The sequence below is a fragment of the Amycolatopsis sp. FU40 genome (genome assembly GCF_021903635.1).
GTDB classification, from domain to species: Bacteria; Actinomycetota; Actinomycetes; order Mycobacteriales; family Pseudonocardiaceae; genus Amycolatopsis; species Amycolatopsis dendrobii.
Genome location: NZ_CP091381.1, coordinates 5,172,435 through 5,191,154, shown reverse-complemented (window position 1 = coordinate 5,191,154; position 18,720 = coordinate 5,172,435). Strand labels below are relative to the sequence as shown.

Annotated in this window: 16 protein-coding genes; 12 read left to right on the top strand and 4 right to left on the bottom strand. The window is 68.3% G+C overall.

All coding sequences use genetic code 11. The features are described 5' to 3' along the window. The first annotated feature begins 139 nt into the window (after positions 1 to 139). The 4 genes from L3Q65_RS24665 to L3Q65_RS24650 all read left to right on the top strand — a co-directional run bounded on the left by L3Q65_RS24665 (position 140) and on the right by L3Q65_RS24650 (position 5,320). A complete protein-coding gene (locus L3Q65_RS24665; protein WP_182896911.1) occupies positions 140 to 694 on the top strand; it encodes a manganese efflux pump in 555 nt (184 codons plus the stop codon). A 19-nt stretch (positions 695 to 713) separates the two neighbouring features. Continuing rightward, positions 714 to 2,921 (top strand): catalase/peroxidase HPI, encoded by a 2,208-nt coding sequence (gene katG / locus L3Q65_RS24660; protein WP_237596771.1) that lies wholly within the window; start codon positions 714 to 716, stop codon positions 2,919 to 2,921. A 247-nt stretch (positions 2,922 to 3,168) separates the two neighbouring features. After that, positions 3,169 to 3,624 (top strand): MSMEG_3727 family PQQ-associated protein, encoded by a 456-nt coding sequence (locus L3Q65_RS24655; protein WP_037820734.1) that lies wholly within the window; start codon positions 3,169 to 3,171, stop codon positions 3,622 to 3,624. A 16-nt stretch (positions 3,625 to 3,640) separates the two neighbouring features. After that, positions 3,641 to 5,320 carry a PQQ-dependent dehydrogenase, methanol/ethanol family gene (locus tag L3Q65_RS24650; RefSeq protein ID WP_237596770.1) on the top strand — a complete coding sequence of 560 codons (1,680 nt, stop codon included), beginning with the start codon at positions 3,641 to 3,643 and terminating at the stop codon, positions 5,318 to 5,320. 356 nt (positions 5,321 to 5,676) lie between these two features. On the opposite strand, the gene L3Q65_RS24645 is transcribed toward L3Q65_RS24650, so the two are convergent. Next, entirely contained in the window at positions 5,677 to 7,071 is a 1,395-nt protein-coding gene (locus tag L3Q65_RS24645) for a DNA-binding protein (protein WP_182896914.1), read from the bottom strand. A 483-nt stretch (positions 7,072 to 7,554) separates the two neighbouring features. Here L3Q65_RS24645 and L3Q65_RS24640 point away from each other — a divergent pair, with 483 nt between their 5' ends. Beyond that, positions 7,555 to 9,006, top strand: a complete 1,452-nt coding sequence (locus L3Q65_RS24640) for a DNA-binding protein (protein WP_182896915.1) — start codon at positions 7,555 to 7,557, stop codon at positions 9,004 to 9,006. A 58-nt stretch (positions 9,007 to 9,064) separates the two neighbouring features. On the opposite strand, the gene rpe is transcribed toward L3Q65_RS24640, so the two are convergent. Further along, positions 9,065 to 9,736: a ribulose-phosphate 3-epimerase gene (rpe, locus tag L3Q65_RS24635; protein WP_237596769.1), complete on the bottom strand. Its 672-nt coding sequence runs from the start codon at positions 9,734 to 9,736 to the stop codon at positions 9,065 to 9,067. A gap of 150 nt (positions 9,737 to 9,886) precedes the next feature. On the opposite strand from rpe, the gene hxlA reads away from it, so the two are divergent. The 5 genes from hxlA to L3Q65_RS24610 all read left to right on the top strand — a co-directional run bounded on the left by hxlA (position 9,887) and on the right by L3Q65_RS24610 (position 16,041). Continuing rightward, positions 9,887 to 10,513, top strand: a complete 627-nt coding sequence (hxlA, locus tag L3Q65_RS24630; RefSeq protein ID WP_182896963.1) for a 3-hexulose-6-phosphate synthase — start codon at positions 9,887 to 9,889, stop codon at positions 10,511 to 10,513. Between the two features lie 104 nt (positions 10,514 to 10,617). After that, a complete protein-coding gene (gene tkt, locus L3Q65_RS24625; protein ID WP_182895403.1) occupies positions 10,618 to 12,720 on the top strand; it encodes a transketolase in 2,103 nt (700 codons plus the stop codon). 306 nt (positions 12,721 to 13,026) lie between these two features. Beyond that, positions 13,027 to 13,614, top strand: a complete 588-nt coding sequence (hxlB, locus tag L3Q65_RS24620) for a 6-phospho-3-hexuloisomerase (protein ID WP_182895404.1) — start codon at positions 13,027 to 13,029, stop codon at positions 13,612 to 13,614. Between the two features lie 44 nt (positions 13,615 to 13,658). After that, positions 13,659 to 14,627, top strand: coding sequence for a class II fructose-bisphosphatase (gene glpX, locus L3Q65_RS24615; RefSeq protein ID WP_182895405.1), 969 nt, complete (start codon positions 13,659 to 13,661; stop codon positions 14,625 to 14,627). A gap of 31 nt (positions 14,628 to 14,658) precedes the next feature. Further along, positions 14,659 to 16,041, top strand: a complete 1,383-nt coding sequence (locus L3Q65_RS24610; RefSeq protein ID WP_182895406.1) for an ATP-dependent 6-phosphofructokinase — start codon at positions 14,659 to 14,661, stop codon at positions 16,039 to 16,041. Positions 16,042 to 16,126: 85 nt separating this feature from the next. Here L3Q65_RS24610 and L3Q65_RS24605 read toward each other — a convergent pair whose 3' ends face one another. Together L3Q65_RS24605 and L3Q65_RS24600 are read right to left on the bottom strand one after the other, a co-directional pair. Beyond that, positions 16,127 to 16,747 (bottom strand): CBS domain-containing protein, encoded by a 621-nt coding sequence (locus L3Q65_RS24605; protein ID WP_237596768.1) that lies wholly within the window; start codon positions 16,745 to 16,747, stop codon positions 16,127 to 16,129. 46 nt (positions 16,748 to 16,793) lie between these two features. Next, complete coding sequence (locus L3Q65_RS24600) at positions 16,794 to 17,192, bottom strand: VOC family protein (protein WP_182895408.1); 399 nt, start codon at positions 17,190 to 17,192, stop codon at positions 16,794 to 16,796. Positions 17,193 to 17,647: 455 nt separating this feature from the next. Here L3Q65_RS24600 and L3Q65_RS24595 point away from each other — a divergent pair, with 455 nt between their 5' ends. Then, entirely contained in the window at positions 17,648 to 18,520 is an 873-nt protein-coding gene (locus L3Q65_RS24595) for a transposase (RefSeq protein ID WP_237596767.1), read from the top strand. Then, on the top strand, positions 18,514 to 18,711 hold the full coding sequence (locus L3Q65_RS24590; RefSeq protein WP_370648116.1) for a transposase: 198 nt from the start codon (positions 18,514 to 18,516) through the stop codon (positions 18,709 to 18,711). Before L3Q65_RS24595 ends, L3Q65_RS24590 begins: the two co-directional genes overlap by 7 nt. Positions 18,712 to 18,720 lie beyond the last annotated feature (9 nt).

Below are 18,720 nucleotides of genomic sequence, written 5' to 3'. Positions count from 1 at the left end.
GCCACCGGCTACTTCTACCGGCGCTGACAGCCCGGCCGCACCGGCCGTGTTCCGCGAATAGGCATGGGCGCGAGGTTCCGGACGCGGGACCTCGCGCCCATCTCCGAGCGCGCTCGATCCCCCTGGAGAGGCGGTCCCCGTGAATCTCGAGTTTCTTCCGCTGGTGGCGCTCGCGTTCGGCCTCAGCCTGGACAACTTCCGCTCGTCGATCGCGATCGGAACCATTCCGTTCGGCTGGCGCCGAGCGGTGCAAGTAGCCCTGGTTTTCGGCCTCTGGGACGCGCTGGGCCCGCTGCTGGGCGGGGTCGCCGGCCGCTACCTCGGCGAATTCGTCGGCGACTGGGGCGAGTACGTCGGCGTGGCCGCGCTCGGGTTGTACGGCCTGTATTTCCTCGTCTCGGCGATCCGCAACCCGGAGACGGAAGCGGACGACCTGGACCACCCGTGGGTGACGCTCTTCGGGCTGCCGTTCTCGCTCACCGTCGACAACTTCCTCGCCGGGGCCGGCCTGGGGATCGCCGGATTCTCTTTGGTGATCCCGATGTTCACCTTCGGCGCGATGACGGTGGTGCTGTCGCTCGCCGGGCTGTTCGTCGGCCGGATGGCCGCCAAGGTCATCCGGATCCGGGCGGATCTGCTCAGCGGCATCTCGCTCGTCGGCGCGGCGATCCTGTTGCCGCTGGCCTTCGACTGAGCGACGGGGGAGGACCGCGATGCCCGACAATCCCGATACTCACGTCTACCGCACCTATGACAGGGTCCTGGCCGGTTCCGGCCGGTCCGGCAGGCGGAATCCTCCGGTGGCGGGCGGGAAACCCGACGACTGGTGGCCGCACCGGCTCGACCTCAAGGCGCTGCACCGGAACGGTCCCGCGAGCGACCCGATGGGCGCGGATTTCGACTACGCGCGGCACTTCGCGACGCTCGATCTCGACGAACTCGCGCGGGACGTCGACGAGGTGCTGACGACCTCGCAGGAGTGGTGGCCCGCCGATTTCGGCCATTACGGGCCGCTGGTGCTGCGGATGGCCTGGCACGCCGCGGGAACCTATCGCGTCAGCGACGGCCGGGGCGGGGCCGGTGCCGGAATGCAGCGCTTCGCTCCGTTGAACAGCTGGCCGGACAACCGGAATCTGGACAAGGCACGCCGGCTCCTGTGGCCGGTGAAACGCAAACACGGCCGCAAGATCTCCTGGGCGGATCTGATGGTTTTCGCGGGCAACCGGGCGCTGGAGTCCATGGGCTTCAGGACATTCGGGTTCGCAGGCGGCCGCGCGGATGTGTGGGAGCCCGACGAGACGTACTGGGGCCCGGAACGCACGTGGCTGGCCGACGAACGCCACCACGGCCTGCACGAGCTCGAAGAGCCGTTGGCAGCCGAGGAAATGGGGCTGGTCTACGTCGATCCGCAGGGCCCGGCCACCAATCCCGACCCCGTGCTGGCCGGTCGCGACATCCGCGAGACTTTCAAGCGGATGGGGCTCAACGACGAGGAAACCGTGGCGCTCATCGGCGGCGGGCACACCTTCGGCAAGACGCACGGCCCGGCGGACCCGAACGCGACCGGCGGCCCCGAGCCCGAGGGCGCGCCGCTGGCCGCGCAGGGGCTCGGCTGGCTGGGCGGCAAGGGCGCGGACGCGGTGACCAGCGGGCTGGAGGGCATGTGGACGCGCACCCCGGTCACCTGGGACCACACCTTTTTCGAGACCCTTTTCCAGTACCGATGGGACGTCGAGCTCAGCCCGGCGGGCCTGTGGCAGTGGATCCCCAGCGACGGACAGGGCGAGGGCACCGTTCCGGATCCGTTCGACCCGGACGTGAAACACCATCCGGTCATGCTCACCACCGACCTCGCGCTGCAGGAGGACCGGATCTACGCGCCGATCGCGCGGCGGTTCCTCGAGAACCCGGAGGAGTTCGAGGACGCGTTCGCGCGGGCCTGGTTCAAGCTGACGCACATCGACCTGGGACCGATCGAGCGCTACCTGGGCCCGCTCGTCCCGGCGGAACGGATGATCTGGCAGGACCCGGTGCCGGAGGCGGACCACGAACTCGTGGACTCCGGCGACATCGGCGCGCTCAAAAAGGAAATCCTCGACTCCGGCCTTTCCGTCGCGCAGCTCGTTTCGACGGCATGGGCGTCCGCGTCGACCTATCGGGACAGCGACAAACGCGGCGGGGCGAACGGCGCGCGGATCCGGCTGGAACCGCAGTGCGGCTGGGTGGTGAACGAACCTGAGCGGCTGGGCGTCGTCCTGCCGGTGCTGGAAGAGATCCAGCGGCGATTCACCGCGTCCGCGCGAGGCGGCAAACACGTCTCCCTGGCCGACCTGATCGTGCTCGGCGGATGCGCCGCGGTGGAACAAGCCGCCGCGGCGGGAGGCTGTCCGGTCGAGGTCCCGTTCCGGCCAGGGCGCACCGACGCGACCCAGGAATGGACCGACGTCGAGTCCTTCGGCGCGTTGGAGCCGGCAGCGGACGGCTTTCGCAATTACCTGGGCAGCGGATACCGCGTGGCCCCGGAGCACCTGCTGATCGACCGGGCGGGCCTGCTGACGCTGACCGCGCCGGAGACGGCCGTGCTGGTCGGCGGATTGCGGGTCCTCGGAGCCAACCACGGAGGGTCTCCAGCCGGGGTTTTCACTGCGGCACCGGGTTTTCTGACCAACGACTTCTTCGTCAACCTCCTGGACGCGGGAACCGAGTGGGTGCCCCGCGGCGACGGCTACGAAGGCCGGGACCGGGCCACCGGAGAGGCGAGGTGGACGGCGAGCCGGGTCGACCTCGTCTTCGGCGCGAACGCCGAGCTGAGAGCGATCGCCGAGGTCTACGCCGGCGACGACGCGCGCGAGAAGTTCGTCCGGGATTTCGCCGCTGCCTGGGCGAAAGTCATGGAACTTGGCCGGTTCGACTCGCGCTGACGCTCCGCCTGATGCGTCCATTGTGGAACGTTTCGGTGTGGTCCCGCGCACACGAGCGGTACCAGTCAGCGGGGGAACGGCGCCGATCCGTCCTTCGGTGGCAACGGATATCGGAATTGCTTTCCCCGGCGTAGGGTCGGATTTCGTTACCGGCTCGGGAATTTCCCCGGTCGACCCGGTAATCGATGCGGGTGTTTCGGGAAAACTGTCAGAAGGTTCACGTGTGCTGACGAGGAGGTGACGTCCGATGACCATTGCCGAAGAGCGAGAAGACCTCTTGGCGGAACTCAGCGGACAGAACAAGGCGACCATCGGTGCCGTGCTCGGCACGGGCTCGGTCGGCAAGGCGACCGAGCGTGCCGACGGCACGATGGAAGCGACCATCCGGATTCCGGAGGACGCGATGCAGTGGGAGCCGGGGATCCTGATCCTGCCGCACGGCGGCGTCCTCGAGCTGACCATCATCAACGACGACAAGAACACGCACGCCTGCCTGCTCCCGAGCAACGGCGACCGGCAGTTCATCGGCCTGCTGAACCACTCCAAGGGCAGCGCGCGGCTCGAACTGGACGGCCCCGGCTGCTACTGGTACGGCTCGCCGGCCGGCAACGACGAGGGCAGGGGCCTGACCGGAGCCATCGTCGTCACCGGCGAGGTGCCGCCGGAAGCCAAACTCGACCGACCCGCCCAGCCGCGGCCGTGAACAGGGAGGAACAGCCATGACCATCGAATACGTCGACGCCGGCCGGGCGTTCAATCACAACAAGCTTTCCAATATGCCGCACAGCGCTCCGGACGTGACGAGCGGCATCAACTACGAGCGCATCCTTCAGGCGCGCAGCGAATCCCAGAACTGGATCACCTATTACGGCGCTTACGACGGCCAGCGGCACAGTCTGTTGGACCAGATCAACGCCGACAACGTCAAGAACCTGAAGGTCGCCTGGATCCACCAGGCGAGCGCGACCGGCGTGATCGCTTCCACCTCGACCTACGCGTTCGAGGCGTGCCCGATCGTCGTCGACGGCGTCATGTTCGTGACCGGCTGGGACGGCTGGCTCTGGGCGCTCGACGCGCGGACCGGCGAGCAGCTGTGGCGCTACAAGCACGCGATCCCGGTCGACGTGACGCTGTGCTGCGCGAACGTCAACCGCGGCTGCGCGGTCGCCAACGGCAAGGTCTACATGGTGACCCAGAACGCCCAGCTGGTGGCTCTCGACGCGACCAACGGCGAGAAGGTCTGGCAGAAGACCATCGGCGACGTGCGCGCGGGCGAGAGCGCTTCGATCGCCCCGCTGGTCATCAAGGACACTCTGATCACCGGTTCCGCCGGCGGCGAGTACGGGGTCCGCGGCCACATCGACTGCTGGGACCTCGAGACCGGCGAACAGCGCTGGCGCACCTACACCGTCCCGAAGCCGGGCGAGCCCGGCTCGGAGACCTGGCCCGCCGACGGCGAGGCATGGCAGCGCGGCGGCGCGAACCACTGGGTCACCGGCACGTTCGACCCTGAGCTGAACCTCTACTACGCGGGCACCGGCAACCCGGCTCCCGACTTCGACGGCGAGGTCCGCGAGGGCGACAACCTCTACACCGACAGCGTGGTCGCGCTGGACGTCGACACCGGCGAGATCAAGTGGCACTACCAGTTCACCCCGCACGACTTGTGGGACTACGACTCCACGATGGAGATGACCCTCTTCGAGCGGGACGGCAAGAAGCTGCTGGCCCACTTCGACAAGAACGGGTACATGTTCGTCCTCGACCGCACCAACGGCGAACTGCAGCACGTCACCCCGTTCGTCGACCGGATCGACTGGGGCGTCATCACCCGCGACGGCAAGGTGACGCCGCGGAAGTACCCGGACAAGGAAGGCGAGCCCTGCCACTTCTTCCCCGGCCCGGCCGGCGCGAAGGAATGGACGCACGCGTCGTACAACCCGAACCATGACCTGTTCTACGTGCCGGTCGCCGACGTGGGTGCCACTGCCACGCGGCGCCGTCGCGAGTTCAAGGAAGGCATGCCCTACTGGGGCGCCGCCGTCGAGGTCGACATCGACAACATGGCCGGTTCGGTCAGCGCGTTCGACTCGCACGGCGAGGAGAAGTGGCGCTACCGGATGGATCTGCCGATGGCCGCGTCGACGCTCAGCACCGAAGGCAACGTGGTGTTCGCCGGCACGCCCGCCGGCGAGTTCATGGCGCTGCACGCCGAGACGGGCGAGAAGCTCTGGAGCTTCCAGTGCGGCAGCGGGCACCACAGCAGTCCGAGCACCTATTTCCTCGACGGAAAGCAGTACATCACGGTGCCGGTCGGCTGGGGCGGCTGGCTCGAAGGAATTGTGCCCGGCATGTCCGGCCAGGGGCACGGCGCCGCGGTGATCACTTTCTCGCTGTGACCGGAGAATCGGTTTCGGCGGGAGACTTCAGGAAAATTTCCGGGAGTTTACGTTAGCGCCCGCCCGGTGCTCGAATCGCCCCGACGATTCGAGTGCCGGGCGGGCTTTTTTACAATAAGCATCGAACGGAAAGGCGGGCTGGAATGAGCCAGTCGTCGACGGCGAAGCCGGAACCCGGAGTCGAACTGCTGTCCTGCTGGAATTGCGGGGAGGATTACCGGCGGGAGGACCGTGCGCGCCATACCGAACCGGTGCGGTGCGGGCCGTGCATCGTGTGCGCCGGAAAGCCGGCGTGCTGCAGTTGCCGCCTCATGTATTGCGTGTGCGAGGTGCACCGGTACCGCGGCTGAAGCGCATCAGATCGCCAGCGCCCGCCGCACCGCCGGGGTGTTCCGCCGGGAAACCGGCACCATGGTCTGTTCCTGGTCGTCCATGACCAGGAACAGTTCGCCCTTGAACCGGCGTTCGACCTCGCGGATGCGGCTCAGGTTCACCACGTACTGGCGGTGCACTCGCAGGAAGCCCGCGTCGCCCAGTTCGGTTTCGAGCTTGTCGAGGCCGGGAGAGGCGGAGCGCAGCCGTCCCTGGTCGGTCGACAGCCACACGTCATTGCCGTCCGACTGGGCGAACGAGACTTCCGGAAGCCGCAGCAGCACCATGCGGTTTTCGCGGGTCGCGACCATCCGGTGCGGCTGCGCCCGCTGCGGGCCGTCCTCGCCGGACCGGGGCAGGGGAACCCCTTCCGACGTCCCGAAGGTGACCAGGTTGCCCAGCAGGTGCCCGGACAGGAACACCGGCCGGAAGCTGATCGGCATGGGTTCGGCGGCGAGCCTGGTGAAGATCTGCGTCGAGCCGAGCCAGTCGTGATTGCGCGTCGCCTGTTTCGCGGCATAGACGGAAGCCTGGATGAATTCCGGCAGTTCCGGTTTCCACCGTACGGCGGGATCGGGGGCAGGCGTCGAACCGGGAATGCCGAGAAGCACGCTCGCGGTGTCGTCGGCGAGCACCACTCGCCCCGAGGGGTCGACTGCCGCGAGCGCCGCGCTCGAGCGCGCCCTGGCTTCGTTGAAGGCGGCCATCAATTGAGCACCGTCGTCTTGGGCTCGGCGGCGCAGGATGCGCTGGGTCATGGTGGCGGCGTTGCTGAGCCAAGCGCCGGCCGCGCCGGGAAGATCGCCGCGCCAGCACGAGATGTTGAGCACCGCGACCGATTCCCTGGTCACTACGTCCCGGATCGCGACGCCGGCGCAGTTCCAGTCGTGGAACGCCTGGCACCAGTGTTCCGCGCCGCGGATCACCACCGGCGCGTAGGACATCAGCGCGGTGCCCATGCCGTTCGTTCCGGTGGCCCCTTCGGACCAGCAGAACCACGGCGCCAGGTTGGCCTCGGCGGCGACGGTGCGGGTGGCCGGGTCGCCCCATTGGGCCAGGACCCGTCCACTCGCGTCGGTGATGGTCACGATGCCGCCGCCGGCGTTGACCTCGTGCGCGAGCGCGGCGGCGCGGAAGCCGAGTTCCGCGATGACGACGTCGCGCTCCAGCGCCTGGTCGACTTCGGCGACGGCCACCGGGGCTTCGGTGAGCAGCGGATCGACCCGGAACTGGTCCCGGCACCGGTGCCAGGAGATCGCGACCTCGGGCCGCACGCCGCGGAGGTCGTCCTCGCCGCGGGCGAAACGTTCCCAGGCCTGGTACACCGTTGCTTCGCCACGGTTGCGTGCTGCCGCGTCGAGCCGGCGTACGTCCGCCATGTGAGACCGCCTTTGGTCCGGTGCCGTTCCGAACGGGTGCGGCCCGGGTCGTCCGGGCGCTCACGGAAGCTAAGCTCCGCCTCGGCGCGGCGGCAAGCCGAGCGGGATGACTGCGGGCGAATGCCGGATGAACGGCGGCGGAACGAGGACGACCGGCGGTCGTCCGCGCACCAGCGGCGGACCGGCCCGGACCGGGCCCGCCTGCCCTACCCTTCGGAGGGCGCGGCGTGCGGCTTGACCTGGGCGGCGTCGCGCGGAACGATTTTCCGCCGATCGGCCACGAGCCGGGAACATCGTCCCATATGACGGGAAATCCGGATCGCCCGCCTGCGGCGGGACGACGATCTTGTTTGTCTACAACTTCGTGGCTGGACGACGCGGACATGTCTTGTAATGCCGCGCTACGCCGAGTTACGTTGGTTACCGCTGTCACAGCCCGGCGGTCCCAGGGACCCCGGTGCTCGAGGCGACGAGGAGGTCGCGATGACCGTGAGCGTGCCGCCGTTGGCGATTGCACCGAGTGAGTCCGGCAGACGCGGCAACCTGGCGGGCGGCTCGCTGGAAACCTCGTTGTCGGCGAGAGAAGTGGCTCAGGCCTGGGAGAGCTTCGCCGCGGGCGAGGACATCGAAACCGGCGTTCGCCCGGAGATCCTGGCGTCGTGGTACCGGTGCCGGGACCGCTACGAGGTGGACCGGACGCTGGACGTCGCGCCGGGAGCACGGGGCGACGACGTCCAGCGGCTCGACAACGGCGTCATCTTCACGACGCTCGGCGGCCTCGGCGCGCTGGCCGGCCGTGAAGTGGAGCAGGACGGCGCCGTGGTCACGGTCGCGGACGGAGACGGGCGCGTCCTCGGCGCGTGGGGCGACCCCAGCGCGCGGCGGCGGGCCGAACTGCACAACCTCGCCCCCTGGTCGTCATGGTCGGAGCAGTGCACCGGCACGAACGGGATGGGCACTTCGCTGGAGGTGTCCGGTCCGGTGACCGTGACCGGGCCGGAGCATTGGTGCGAAGCGTTCCACCGATGGTCCTGCGCGGGCATTTCGATCCGCGACGTCGTGACCGGTTCGCCGGTCGCGTCGATCAACATTTCGCGGTGGAACGCGGCGCTGTCCGAACTGGTGCCCGCGTGGCTGACGAAGGCCGCCGCGTGCGTCGAGCAGGAGATCTACCGGCGGGCCATCTACGAAGCCGACAAAGTGATCTCCGAGTTCAACCGCAAATGCGATCAGGTCGCCGATCCGTTCCTGGCGATGGACCGCGGCGGCAACGTGATCGCGGCGAACGACGAGGCGGTGTCGCTTCTCGGGCTGACTCCGGAAAGCGGTATTTCACCGGGCGCGACCGAACCGGCGAAACGCTGGACCCCGGACATTTCCGGGCTTCCCGAAGTAGTGCGGTGGGCCAAGGAACGCGCGCAGGGACCGGCTCGCTGGAGCGGCTACGCGTGCCTGCCCGTGAGCCCGGGAGAGGACGCCACCCCGGTGACCCTGCGGCCGGTCCTGGACTCGGACCACGTGGTGGGGATGCTGTGCCTGTTCGGGGTGCGAGAAGGGGAACCGTACGAGGAGCGCGCGGAAGCCGCGGTCGGCCCGCTGCCCCGCCGGATCGTCGGGATCCGCAACGAGCGGCTGGTGCTGCTCGCCCCGTCGGAGATCCGCTACGCCGAGGCCGACCGGAACATCGTGTGGCTGAACACGGAACGAGGAAGGATCCAGGCCGCGACGCGGGGACTGGACAACATCGAGCGATCGTTGCTGTCGTGCGGGTTCAGCCGGGTGCACCGGCGGTTCCTGGTGAACCTGCGCCGGGTGGCCGAGCTGGAACGGGGCATCAAAGGCGAACTGTTCCTGATCATGGACCCGCGCTCGCACGAGTCGGTTCCCGTTTCGCGGCGCCAGGCTCCGGAACTGCGGCGGATGCTGGGCATCTGAGTTTCGCGGCGACGAGGCGAGGCGCGTCAGACGGTCCGTGAGACGGGCGGGGCGCGGGTCAGCGCATGCTGGCTCGGGCTCGCCTGCGCAGCCCTTCCACGGCGCGGGCCGGATCGTCGGCCGCGTAGATCGCCGAGCCTGCTACGAAGCAGTCGACACCGGCCTCCGCCGCTTGTTCGATCGTGTCGCCGTTGATGCCGCCGTCGATCTCCACCACCAGGTTCAGGTGCCCGGTGTCGACTAGCCGCCTCGCGGTGCGCACCTTGTCCAGGACTTCGGCGATGAACTTCTGCCCGCCGAACCCGGGTTCCACCGACATCACCAGCAGGGTGTCGTAGTGCTTGAGCACGTCTAGATACGGCTCCAGCGGGGTGCCCGGCTTGATCGCGAGCCCTGCTTTCGCTCCTGCCGCGCGCACGTTCTTCGCGAGCATGACCGGATCGTGCGCAGCTTCGACGTGCACCGTGACGTTGTAGGAGCCCGCTTCCGCGTACCCGACCGCCCACCGGTCCGGGTTTTCGATCATCAGGTGGCAGTCCACCGGGATGTCCGTCGTCGCCAGCAGCGACTGCACGACCGGCAGGCCCAACGTCAGATTCGGCACGAAATGCGCGTCCATGACGTCGACGTGCAGCCAATCCGCACGTCCGTGCACGGCGGCCGCTTCGTCGGCGAGCCGGGCGAAATCGGCGGAGAGGATGGACGGCGCGATCAATGGTTTATTCGACACGAGACAAATCGTAATTTCGGTTCGCGGCAGGCGGGCATTGCTTGTGCGTATCGGGGGATTGCGTTTGCGCATGTGGCGCGGTGTTGCCGGAAATGGACCGGCGAAGCGATGGTGGAACGGAGTTCATCGGCAATGGCGAAGGAGTTTGTTGTGCGGTTGCAGGTTGCGTTGGATGTGCTGGATGTGGGTTCGGCGTTGGCGTTGGCGCGTCAGGTGGCGGGGGAGGTGGACATTCTTGAGCTGGGGACGCCGTTGGTGAAGTCGGCGGGGATTTCGGCGGTGACGGCGGTGAAGGCGGCGCATCCGGACAAGCTGGTGTTCGCGGATTTGAAGACGGCGGACGCGGGGGAGCTGGAGGCGACGCTGGCGTTCGAGGCGGGTGCGGATCTGGTGACGGTGATGGGGGCGGCGGACGACGACACGGTGCGGGGCGCGGTGGCGGCGGGCAGGAAGTACGGCAAGGAGGTGGTGGCGGACATGATCTCGGTGACCGAGGGCCGGGTGGCGCGGATCCGGGAGGTGGCGAAGCTGGGGGTGTCGTTCGTGGAGATCCATGCCGGTCTGGACGAGCAGGCGCGTCCGGGGTATTCGATCGACACGCTGCTGGCCGACGGGCGCGAGGCGGGGGTGGCGTTCTCGATCGCGGGCGGGGTGAAGGCCGCGACGATCGGGCTGGTGAAGGACGCGGGCGCGGCCGTGGCGGTGGTCGGGGGCGGGATCTACAACGCGCCCGACCCCGCTGCCGCGGCCCGCGAACTCCGCCGCCTCACCGCCTGACCCCACCCGCCCGCTGCGCGCCGGACACGGGCTCGGCGCGCAGCGGGCCGGATCTGCTCTTTCCGGAATATGCCAAGAATCGACATCATCGGGAGTGCGCTTCCATGGCAGCAAACCAATCCCCTGACGAGATTGCCCGCTTGACCGCCCAGCGGTTCCCGCAAGACTGGAGCAGTCTGGACGCACGTGCGGTGGACACCGTCCGCGTGCTGGCGGCGGACGCGGTCGAGCGGTGCGGAAGCGGGCACCCCGGCACGGCCATGAGCCTCGCGCCGGTCGCTTATGCGCTGTTCCAACGGGTTCTGCGGCACGACCCCGGTGATCCGGAGTGGATCGGGCGCGACCGGTTCGTGCTGTCCGCCGGACATTCTAGCCTCACCCTGTACATCCAGCTCTACCTCTCGGGCTACGGCCTGGAACTGGACGATCTGAAAGCGTTGCGCAAGTGGGGTTCGCTGACCCCGGGCCACCCCGAATACGGGCACACCAAGGGCGTCGAGATCACCACCGGCCCGCTCGGCCAGGGCCTGGCGAGCGCGGTCGGCATGGCGATGGCGGCCCGCCGCGAGCGCGGTCTGTTCGATCCGGACGCCGAGCCGGGCACGAGCGTGTTCGACCACCACGTCTACGTGATCGCCTCCGACGGCGACATCGAAGAAGGCGTCACGTCCGAGGCGTCGTCGCTTGCCGGAACCCAGCAACTCGGCAACCTCACGGTGATCTACGACAGCAACGAGATCTCCATCGAGGACGACACGCGCATCGCGCTGTCCGAGGACACCGCGAAGCGCTACGAGGCCTACGGCTGGCACGTGCTCACTGTGGACGGCGGCGAGGACGTCGCCGGATTCCTCGGCGCGATCGAGCAAGCCAAGGCGGAGACCTCCCGTCCGACGATGATCGTGCTGCGCACCGTCATCGGCTACCCCGCCCCGACGAAGATGAACACCGGCGGGGTGCATGGCGCGGCGCTGGGCGCGGAAGAACTCGGCGCGGTCAAGCGCGCTCTCGGCTTCGATCCGGAGCTGAGTTTCCAGGTCGACGACGAGGTCTTGCGCCACACCCGCGAAGCCGCCTCGCGGGGCCGGGCGGACCACGAGAAGTGGCAGCTCGAATTCGACGCCTGGGCACGAAGCAACCCGCAGGGCAAGGCCCTGCTGGACCGCTTGGCCAAGCGCGAGTTCCCGGCTGGCTGGGCGGACGATCTGCCCGTCTGGGAGCCGGATGAAACGGGAGTCGCCACCCGCAAGGCGTCGGCCGCGGTACTGGCCAGGCTCGGCGAGGTGCTGCCCGAGCTGTGGGGCGGTTCGGCGGATCTGGCCGAGAGCAACAACACCACGATCAAGGGCGCGGATTCCTTCGGCCCGGCCGAAATCTCCACGGACGCCTGGACCGCGCAACCCTACGGCCGCACGCTGCACTTCGGCATCCGTGAACACGCGATGGGGTCGATCCTCAACGGAATCGCGCTGCACGGCGGAACTCGCCCGTACGGCGGCACTTTCCTGATCTTCAGCGATTACATGCGCCCGGCGGTGCGCTTGGCCGCGCTGATGGAACTGCCGGTCATTTACGTGTGGACACACGACTCGATCGGCCTCGGCGAAGACGGCCCGACGCACCAACCGGTCGAGCACCTGGCCTCGTTGCGGGCGATCCCGGGAATGTCGGTGGCCCGCCCCGCGGACGCGAACGAGACCGCGTATGCCTGGAAAGCCGCCCTGGAAAACACCGGAGGCCCGACCGGGCTCGCGCTCACCCGGCAAAACGTTCCGACGCTGGAGGGCACCTCCGCCGAAGGCGTGGCACGCGGCGGCTACGTGCTCGCCGAAGCGTCGGCCGGCACGCCCGAGCTGGTGCTGATCGGCACCGGTTCCGAGGTGCAGCTGGCGGTAGCGGCCAGGAAGATTCTCGAGGACGAAGGGATTCCCACGAGGGTCGTGTCGATGCCGTGCGTAGAGTGGTTCGACCGGCAGGATTCGGCCTACTGGGAAGAGGTGCTGCCCCCTTCGGTGCGGGCCCGGGTGGCGGTCGAAGCGGCGATCGCCCAGCCGTGGCACCGGTTCGTCGGCGATGCCGGCGAAATCGTGTCGCTGGAGCATTTCGGCGCGTCGGCGGATTTCAAGACCCTGTACAGCCAGTTCGACATCACCGTCGACGCCGTGGTGGAAGCCGCACGCCGAAGCGTGCGCTCCGTTCGGCGGTGATGTCGTTGCCGCGGGCGGCAGGAGGATCCGGCAACATCCGCCCGAAACACGTCCACAAGGGCTGATGGGAGCCTCCTGAACGGTACGCCCGCACGAAGCGGCCCCGGCGGAATACACCGCCGGGGCCGCTTCCTTTTCCCCGCCATTATTCGTCATCCCAATCAGGGGATAGCTTTTCCTGATGCCGCAAGCCTTGCTGGGCAGGCCGACGGTGGCGAATCCTTGTGGTCTAAGCAGATTGGCCCGCGCGATGGCCGCGCAGGCGACGCGCCAAGGTCGCCCGCCCGCGAGTGGAGGAAGATCTCGTTGACGAACACGATTCCCAAGAAACTTGACGCTGCGCTCTTCACCGGAGCGACCCGCGCGGTCGTCGGAGAGGTGGACCGGGTGAGCGCGGCGGTGCAGTCCGCGTCGTGGCTCCGGGCCGGCGCGTTGCTGCTCAAGGCGCCGGCGGTGTTCACCATCGGCACCGGACGGAGCGGCCTCGCGTTGCAGATGGCCGCGATGCGGTTCATGCACCTCGGGCTTCCGACGCACGTCGTCGGCGAGGTGACGGCTCCGGCGATCGGCGAGCGGGACGTCCTGGTCGCGGCATCGGGCTCCGGGTCGACCGCTCGGGTGGTGCGCGCGGCGGAGACCGCGCGCGCCCAGGGCGCCGACGTGATCGCGCTGACCACGGCGCCCGGGTCGGCGCTGGCGAAGACCGCGACCGAGGTGCTGGTCATCCCGGCCGCGGACAAGCAGGACTTCGACGGCAACTCCTCCGTCCAGTACGCCGGCAGCCTGTTCGAACAGTCCGTTCTGCTGATCACGGATTCGCTCTTCCACGCGCTGTGGCAGACCAGCGGCTCTCAAGCCCGCGAACTGTGGCGGCTGCACGCGAATCTCGAATAGCGGCCTCGCCGTCCTGATGCGACCGACCGGAATGGGAGCCCGAAATGCACTGTCAGACTGAGGCCGCACCGCGCGCGTGCGTCGATGTCCACGCACTGGAGGCGGTGGCGCTGGCCGCGACCCGCAGCGCCGCCGTCGCCAGCTACGACTGGGTGGGCCGGTACGACCAGAAGGCCGCCGACGCGGCTGCCACCAAGGCGATGCGCGAAGCGCTGGCGCAGGCTCCCGGCCGGGGGACCGTCGTCATCGGGGAAGGCGAAAAGGACGACGCCCCGATGCTGTTCAACGGCGAGATCGTCGGCACCGGCAACGGCCCGGATTTCGACATCGCGGTCGATCCGCTGGAAGGAACGTCCTTCTGCGCCAAGGATCTTCCGGGTTCCCTGGCGACGATCGCCTTCGGCGAGCCGGGGACCCTCTGGTCGCCGGGTCCGGGGTTCTACATGGACAAGATCGTCGTGCCCCCGCAGGCGAAGGACGTCGTCGACCTCGACGATCCGCCTGAGCGCACGCTGGCCAACGTCGCCGCCGCGCTCGGCAAGAAGGTTAGCGAGCTCCGCGTGATGATCATGGACAAGCCGCGGCACAAGAACCTGATCGCTCGCGTGCTGCGGGCCGGTGCGGCGGTGCAGACCCCGGCGGGCGGCGACGTCGGCGGAAGCCTGGCCGTGCTCTTGCCGACGCTCGACGTCGACCTGCTTCTCGGCGTCGGAGGCACGCCCGAAGGCGTGATGACCGCCGCCGCGGTGCGCGCGCTGGGCGGCGGGATGCTCGGCCGCCTCGCCCCGCAGCGGGACGAAGAGGCGGACGCGATCCGCGCGGCGGGCATGTCGCTGGACCGCGTCTACGAATGCGACGAACTCGCGGCGGGCGACGCCTTCTTCGTCGCGACCGGGGTCACCGGGGGAACGCTCCTCGACCGCCCCCGGAAATGCGAGGGCAAGACCACCTGCGAATCGCTTCTGATTTCCCGGGGCGAGATCCGCTACCTGACCCACACCACCTTCGAGTGACCCACGCTGTCCGCACGACCAGGGAGATCCGGTGACGCTGCATTTGGACGACCTTCGCGTTCGTCATCTCGGCGAGTGTCGTTACGATTCGCCGCTCGCCGAGATGCTGTCGACGAAACAGACCTCTCCGCACTATGTCGCCGAGGGCGACCGGGTTCTGCTCGAGGACACCGTGTCGATGCTGGCCGGGCACCGCCTTCCGCCGGCGCGCGTTCCGAGCTTCGAAGGGGCGGGTCCTCGGCGGAAGATCTACTTCGACCCGGCACAGGTCACCGCCGGGATCGTCACCTGCGGAGGGCTGTGCCCTGGGCTGAACAACGTCATCCGCGGTCTCGTCCAGGAACTCGCCGTGCACTACCAGGTGAAGCGAATACTGGGCTTCCGGAACGGCCTGCAAGGGCTGACCGCCGACCACCGGCACGACACCGTCGAACTGACGCCCGCGCACGTTCGCGACATCCACAAGGACGGCGGCACCATCCTGGGCAGCTCACGCGGCGGCCAAGACGCCGACGAGATGGTCGACAGCCTCGTTCTGCGGGGCGTCGACGTCATGTTCGTCATCGGCGGCGACGGCGGGATGCGCGCCGCGACGTACCTCAGCGACGCGATCCGGGCGCGTGGTCTCGACATCGCGGTCATCGGGGTGCCGAAGACGATCGACAACGACCTGCCCTTCACGGACCAGTCATTCGGTTTCCAAAGCGCGTTCGCCCGGGCGACGGACTTCATCTCGTCGGTCTCCGTCGAAGCCGCGTCCAGCCCGAACGGCGTCGGGATCGTGAAGCTGATGGGCAGGCACTCCGGGTTCATCGCCAGTTACGCCGCGCTGGCCGCCAACGGCGCGGACATCGTGCTGATCCCGGAGATCCCTTTCGCGCTGGAGGGACCGGACGGACTGCTCGCCCACATCGAGCAGCGCGTTCGGGCGAAGGGCTACGTCGTGATCGTGCTGGCCGAGGGGGCAGGCCAGGACCTGCTCGACCAGCCCGGCGCGGCGCACCGGAACGGGCGCGGCACGGACGCGTCGGGCAATCTCAAGCTCGGCAACATAGGGGAACTGCTCAAAGACCGCGTCGCCGCGCACCTGACCGCGGCCGGTCTTCCTCCTACGATGCGTTACATCGACCCGAGTTATGCGATCCGGAGCATCGCGGCCAACCCCTACGACAGCGTTTATTGCCTGCGGCTGGCGCACGCGGCGGTGCACGCCGCCATGGCGGGCCGCACCGCCGCGGCCGTCGCGCGCTGGCGGCGGCGCTTCGTGCACGTCCCGCTGTCGCTGATGACGAGCCGCCGCAACCAGGTCGATCCCGACGGCGACCTGTGGATGTCGGTGCTGGAAACCACCTGCCAGCCCGCGGAATTCGGCACCGCGGCGGACCGGGAGAAAGTGCCGATGGGCTTTTGCTGAACGGCCGGGTTCACAATGCGTGCGCGGTGAGGTCGTCGAAGCCGAAGTCGAGTTCATCGGTGACGGCGACTGCTCCGCGCACGCTTCACAATGCGTGCGCGGTGAGGTCGTCGAAGCCGAAGTCGAGTTCATCGGTGACGGCGACTGCTCCGCGCACGCACTGTGCGCTCCGAACAGCTTGCTCGGCAACGCTTCTCAACCCGACGGTGCCGGTGAGTGTTACGACGCCATCGGCGACCCGCACCGCGATGCCCGCCGGTGCACCGGCTGCAGCCTCGGCCTGGATGTCAGCGTCCGGCCGCAGCAGCGCGGACAGGACGTCGCGGTGGGACATCAATCCGACCAGCCGGGCTTCCTGGTCCACTACGCACAACTGAGCCGACTTGGCGTCCGCGAGCCGCCGGAGCGCCACGTGCAGGGGCGCGTCGGCGGCGATCGTAGGCGCGGGTGCCGTCATCAGTTCGCCTGCAGTGCGCGCACCCGCTTTTCGCCACCGGCTCCGGCGGCGCGGCCCGCCGAACATGGGCAGCCGGTCCGCGCCGCCGTGGAACTCGCTCTTTGCTGCTACGTCGGCTGCGGTGACGAGCCCGATCGGTCGCCCAGCCGGATCGACGACCGGTACCGTCGACACGCCGTGTTCGAGCAGAGCCGTGACCAGGTCCCGGAACGAGGCGTCGTGCCCGACTGAGACGACCTGGCGTGCCATTACTTCGGCTACTCGCTGATCGCACATAGCTTTCCTGGTGGGGTCGTTATTCCGGACCGGCGAAGAACTCCAGCGGGATGTTGTCCGGATCGCGGAAGGAAACGCCGCTGCCGTAGTGCGCTTTCTTCACCCCGCCGTGCGGGATGCCGAGCTCGTCGAGCCTTTTGGCCCACTCAGCCAATTCGGCGTGCGACGCGACCGCGAACCCGACGTGGTCCAGCCCGGTGCGGCGTTCGTCCGCCCGGTCCCGGGTCTCCCTGCCGAGGTGGGTGTGCAGCCCGAAGAGCATGCCGCCGTCGAGGGCGAAGACCGTGTGGTGGAACTCGCCGCCTTCTTCGTCCTCGTCCAGGACGGGTCCGGCGCCGAACAGTCTCGTGTACCACTCGGTGCTGCGCCGGAGATCGGACACGGTGATCGCGATGTGCTGCAAACCTGGAAAAGCCATGTGCGTCCCTTCGCGTGCCCGGTATGTCCGCCCGGAATGCGGACGTACCCGGTGTTCTTACCAGCCGCCGGGGGGCCGGAGCCCGCTCGATCGAATGGGCGGCGGTGGGTCCGGGACGGGCGGGCGCAGGGGTCGAACGAACGGGGACGGTGCCTTGCGCTCGCCGGCATCTGCGCCTGGAGAAGGTCCGCCGCGACAACCTCCAGGGCTTGTACTTGGACGCGAGGTTCGAGGCGATCGCGGGAGAACAATGATCTGATCGAGCGGTGCCGCCTCGACATTGGGCTGCGGAAGGTCGTGGCGGTGAAGGGGCAGCGTCCGGCGGGACTGTTGTTGCTGCTCCGGATCAGGGAAACCCTGCGGGCGTTGTTGAACCTGTGGGGTTCCAGAAGTCGGTTCGTGGATCTGACCTGCGGTGACGGGCACGTTCGATGGGCAGGGCATGATCGCCAGCCATGGCGCTGCGTTTGCTCTATCTGATCTTCCTCCGGCTGGTGGGTCTGCTGGTGTTGCTTGGGCGCTCGTCGGCGTCGAAGGACGTCGAGTTGCTGGTGTTACGCCATGAGGTGGCTGTGCTGCGCCGAGGTAACCCGAAACCTCGTCTGGACTGGGCTGATCGGGCGGTGATCGCTGCGTTGGTTCGGCTGCTGCCCAAGACGCTGCGAACACACCGGCTGGTCACCCCGGCCACGATCCTGCGCTGGCACCGTCGCCTGGTCGCCGCGAAGTGGACCTACCCACACCGAGCCGGCCGTCCGCCTGTCGACGAGGCGATCACCGGGCTGGTCGAACGGATGGCCACCGAGAACCACCACTGGGGCTACAAGAGGATTCAAGGCGAGCTGCTGAAGCTTGGTCACCGGGTTGGTGCGTCGACGATCCGGTGGATCCTGAAGCGGGCACGCGTACCTCCCGCGCCGGACCGGCGTACCGACACGTCCTGGCGGCGGTTCCTGCGCACGCAGGCGGCGACGATGCTGGCGTGCGACTTCTTCCACGTCGACTGTGCGTTCACCCTGAAGCGGATCTATGTGTTCTTCGTGCTGGAGGTCGGCAGCCGCTACGTGCGCGTCCTGGGCATGACCACGAATCCGGACGGCGGGTGGACTACGCAGCAGATCCGCAACCTGGTGATGGATCTCGGTGATCGAGTCGACGAGTTCAGGTTTCTTGTCCGCGACCGGGCTGGCCAGTTCACTGCGTCGTTCGACACTGTCCTGGCCGGCGTGGGCATCGAGGCGGTAAAGATTCCTCCGCGTTGCCCGCGGGCGAACGGCTACGCCGAGCGGTTCTCACGGTCAGGACCGAGCTCACTGATCGTGTGTTGATCGTGGGTGAGCGGCATCTGCGGGTCATGTTGGCCGAGTATGTCCGGCATTACAACGGTCGACGGCCGCATCGTTCCCGCGAGCTTCGCCCACCTCGGCCGACCCACCCCGTGGCGAACCTCGGCTCTCAGCGGATCAAGCGACAACAGCTCTTCGGAGGTCTGATCAGCGAGTACGAACGGGCCGCGTAAAGCTACTGG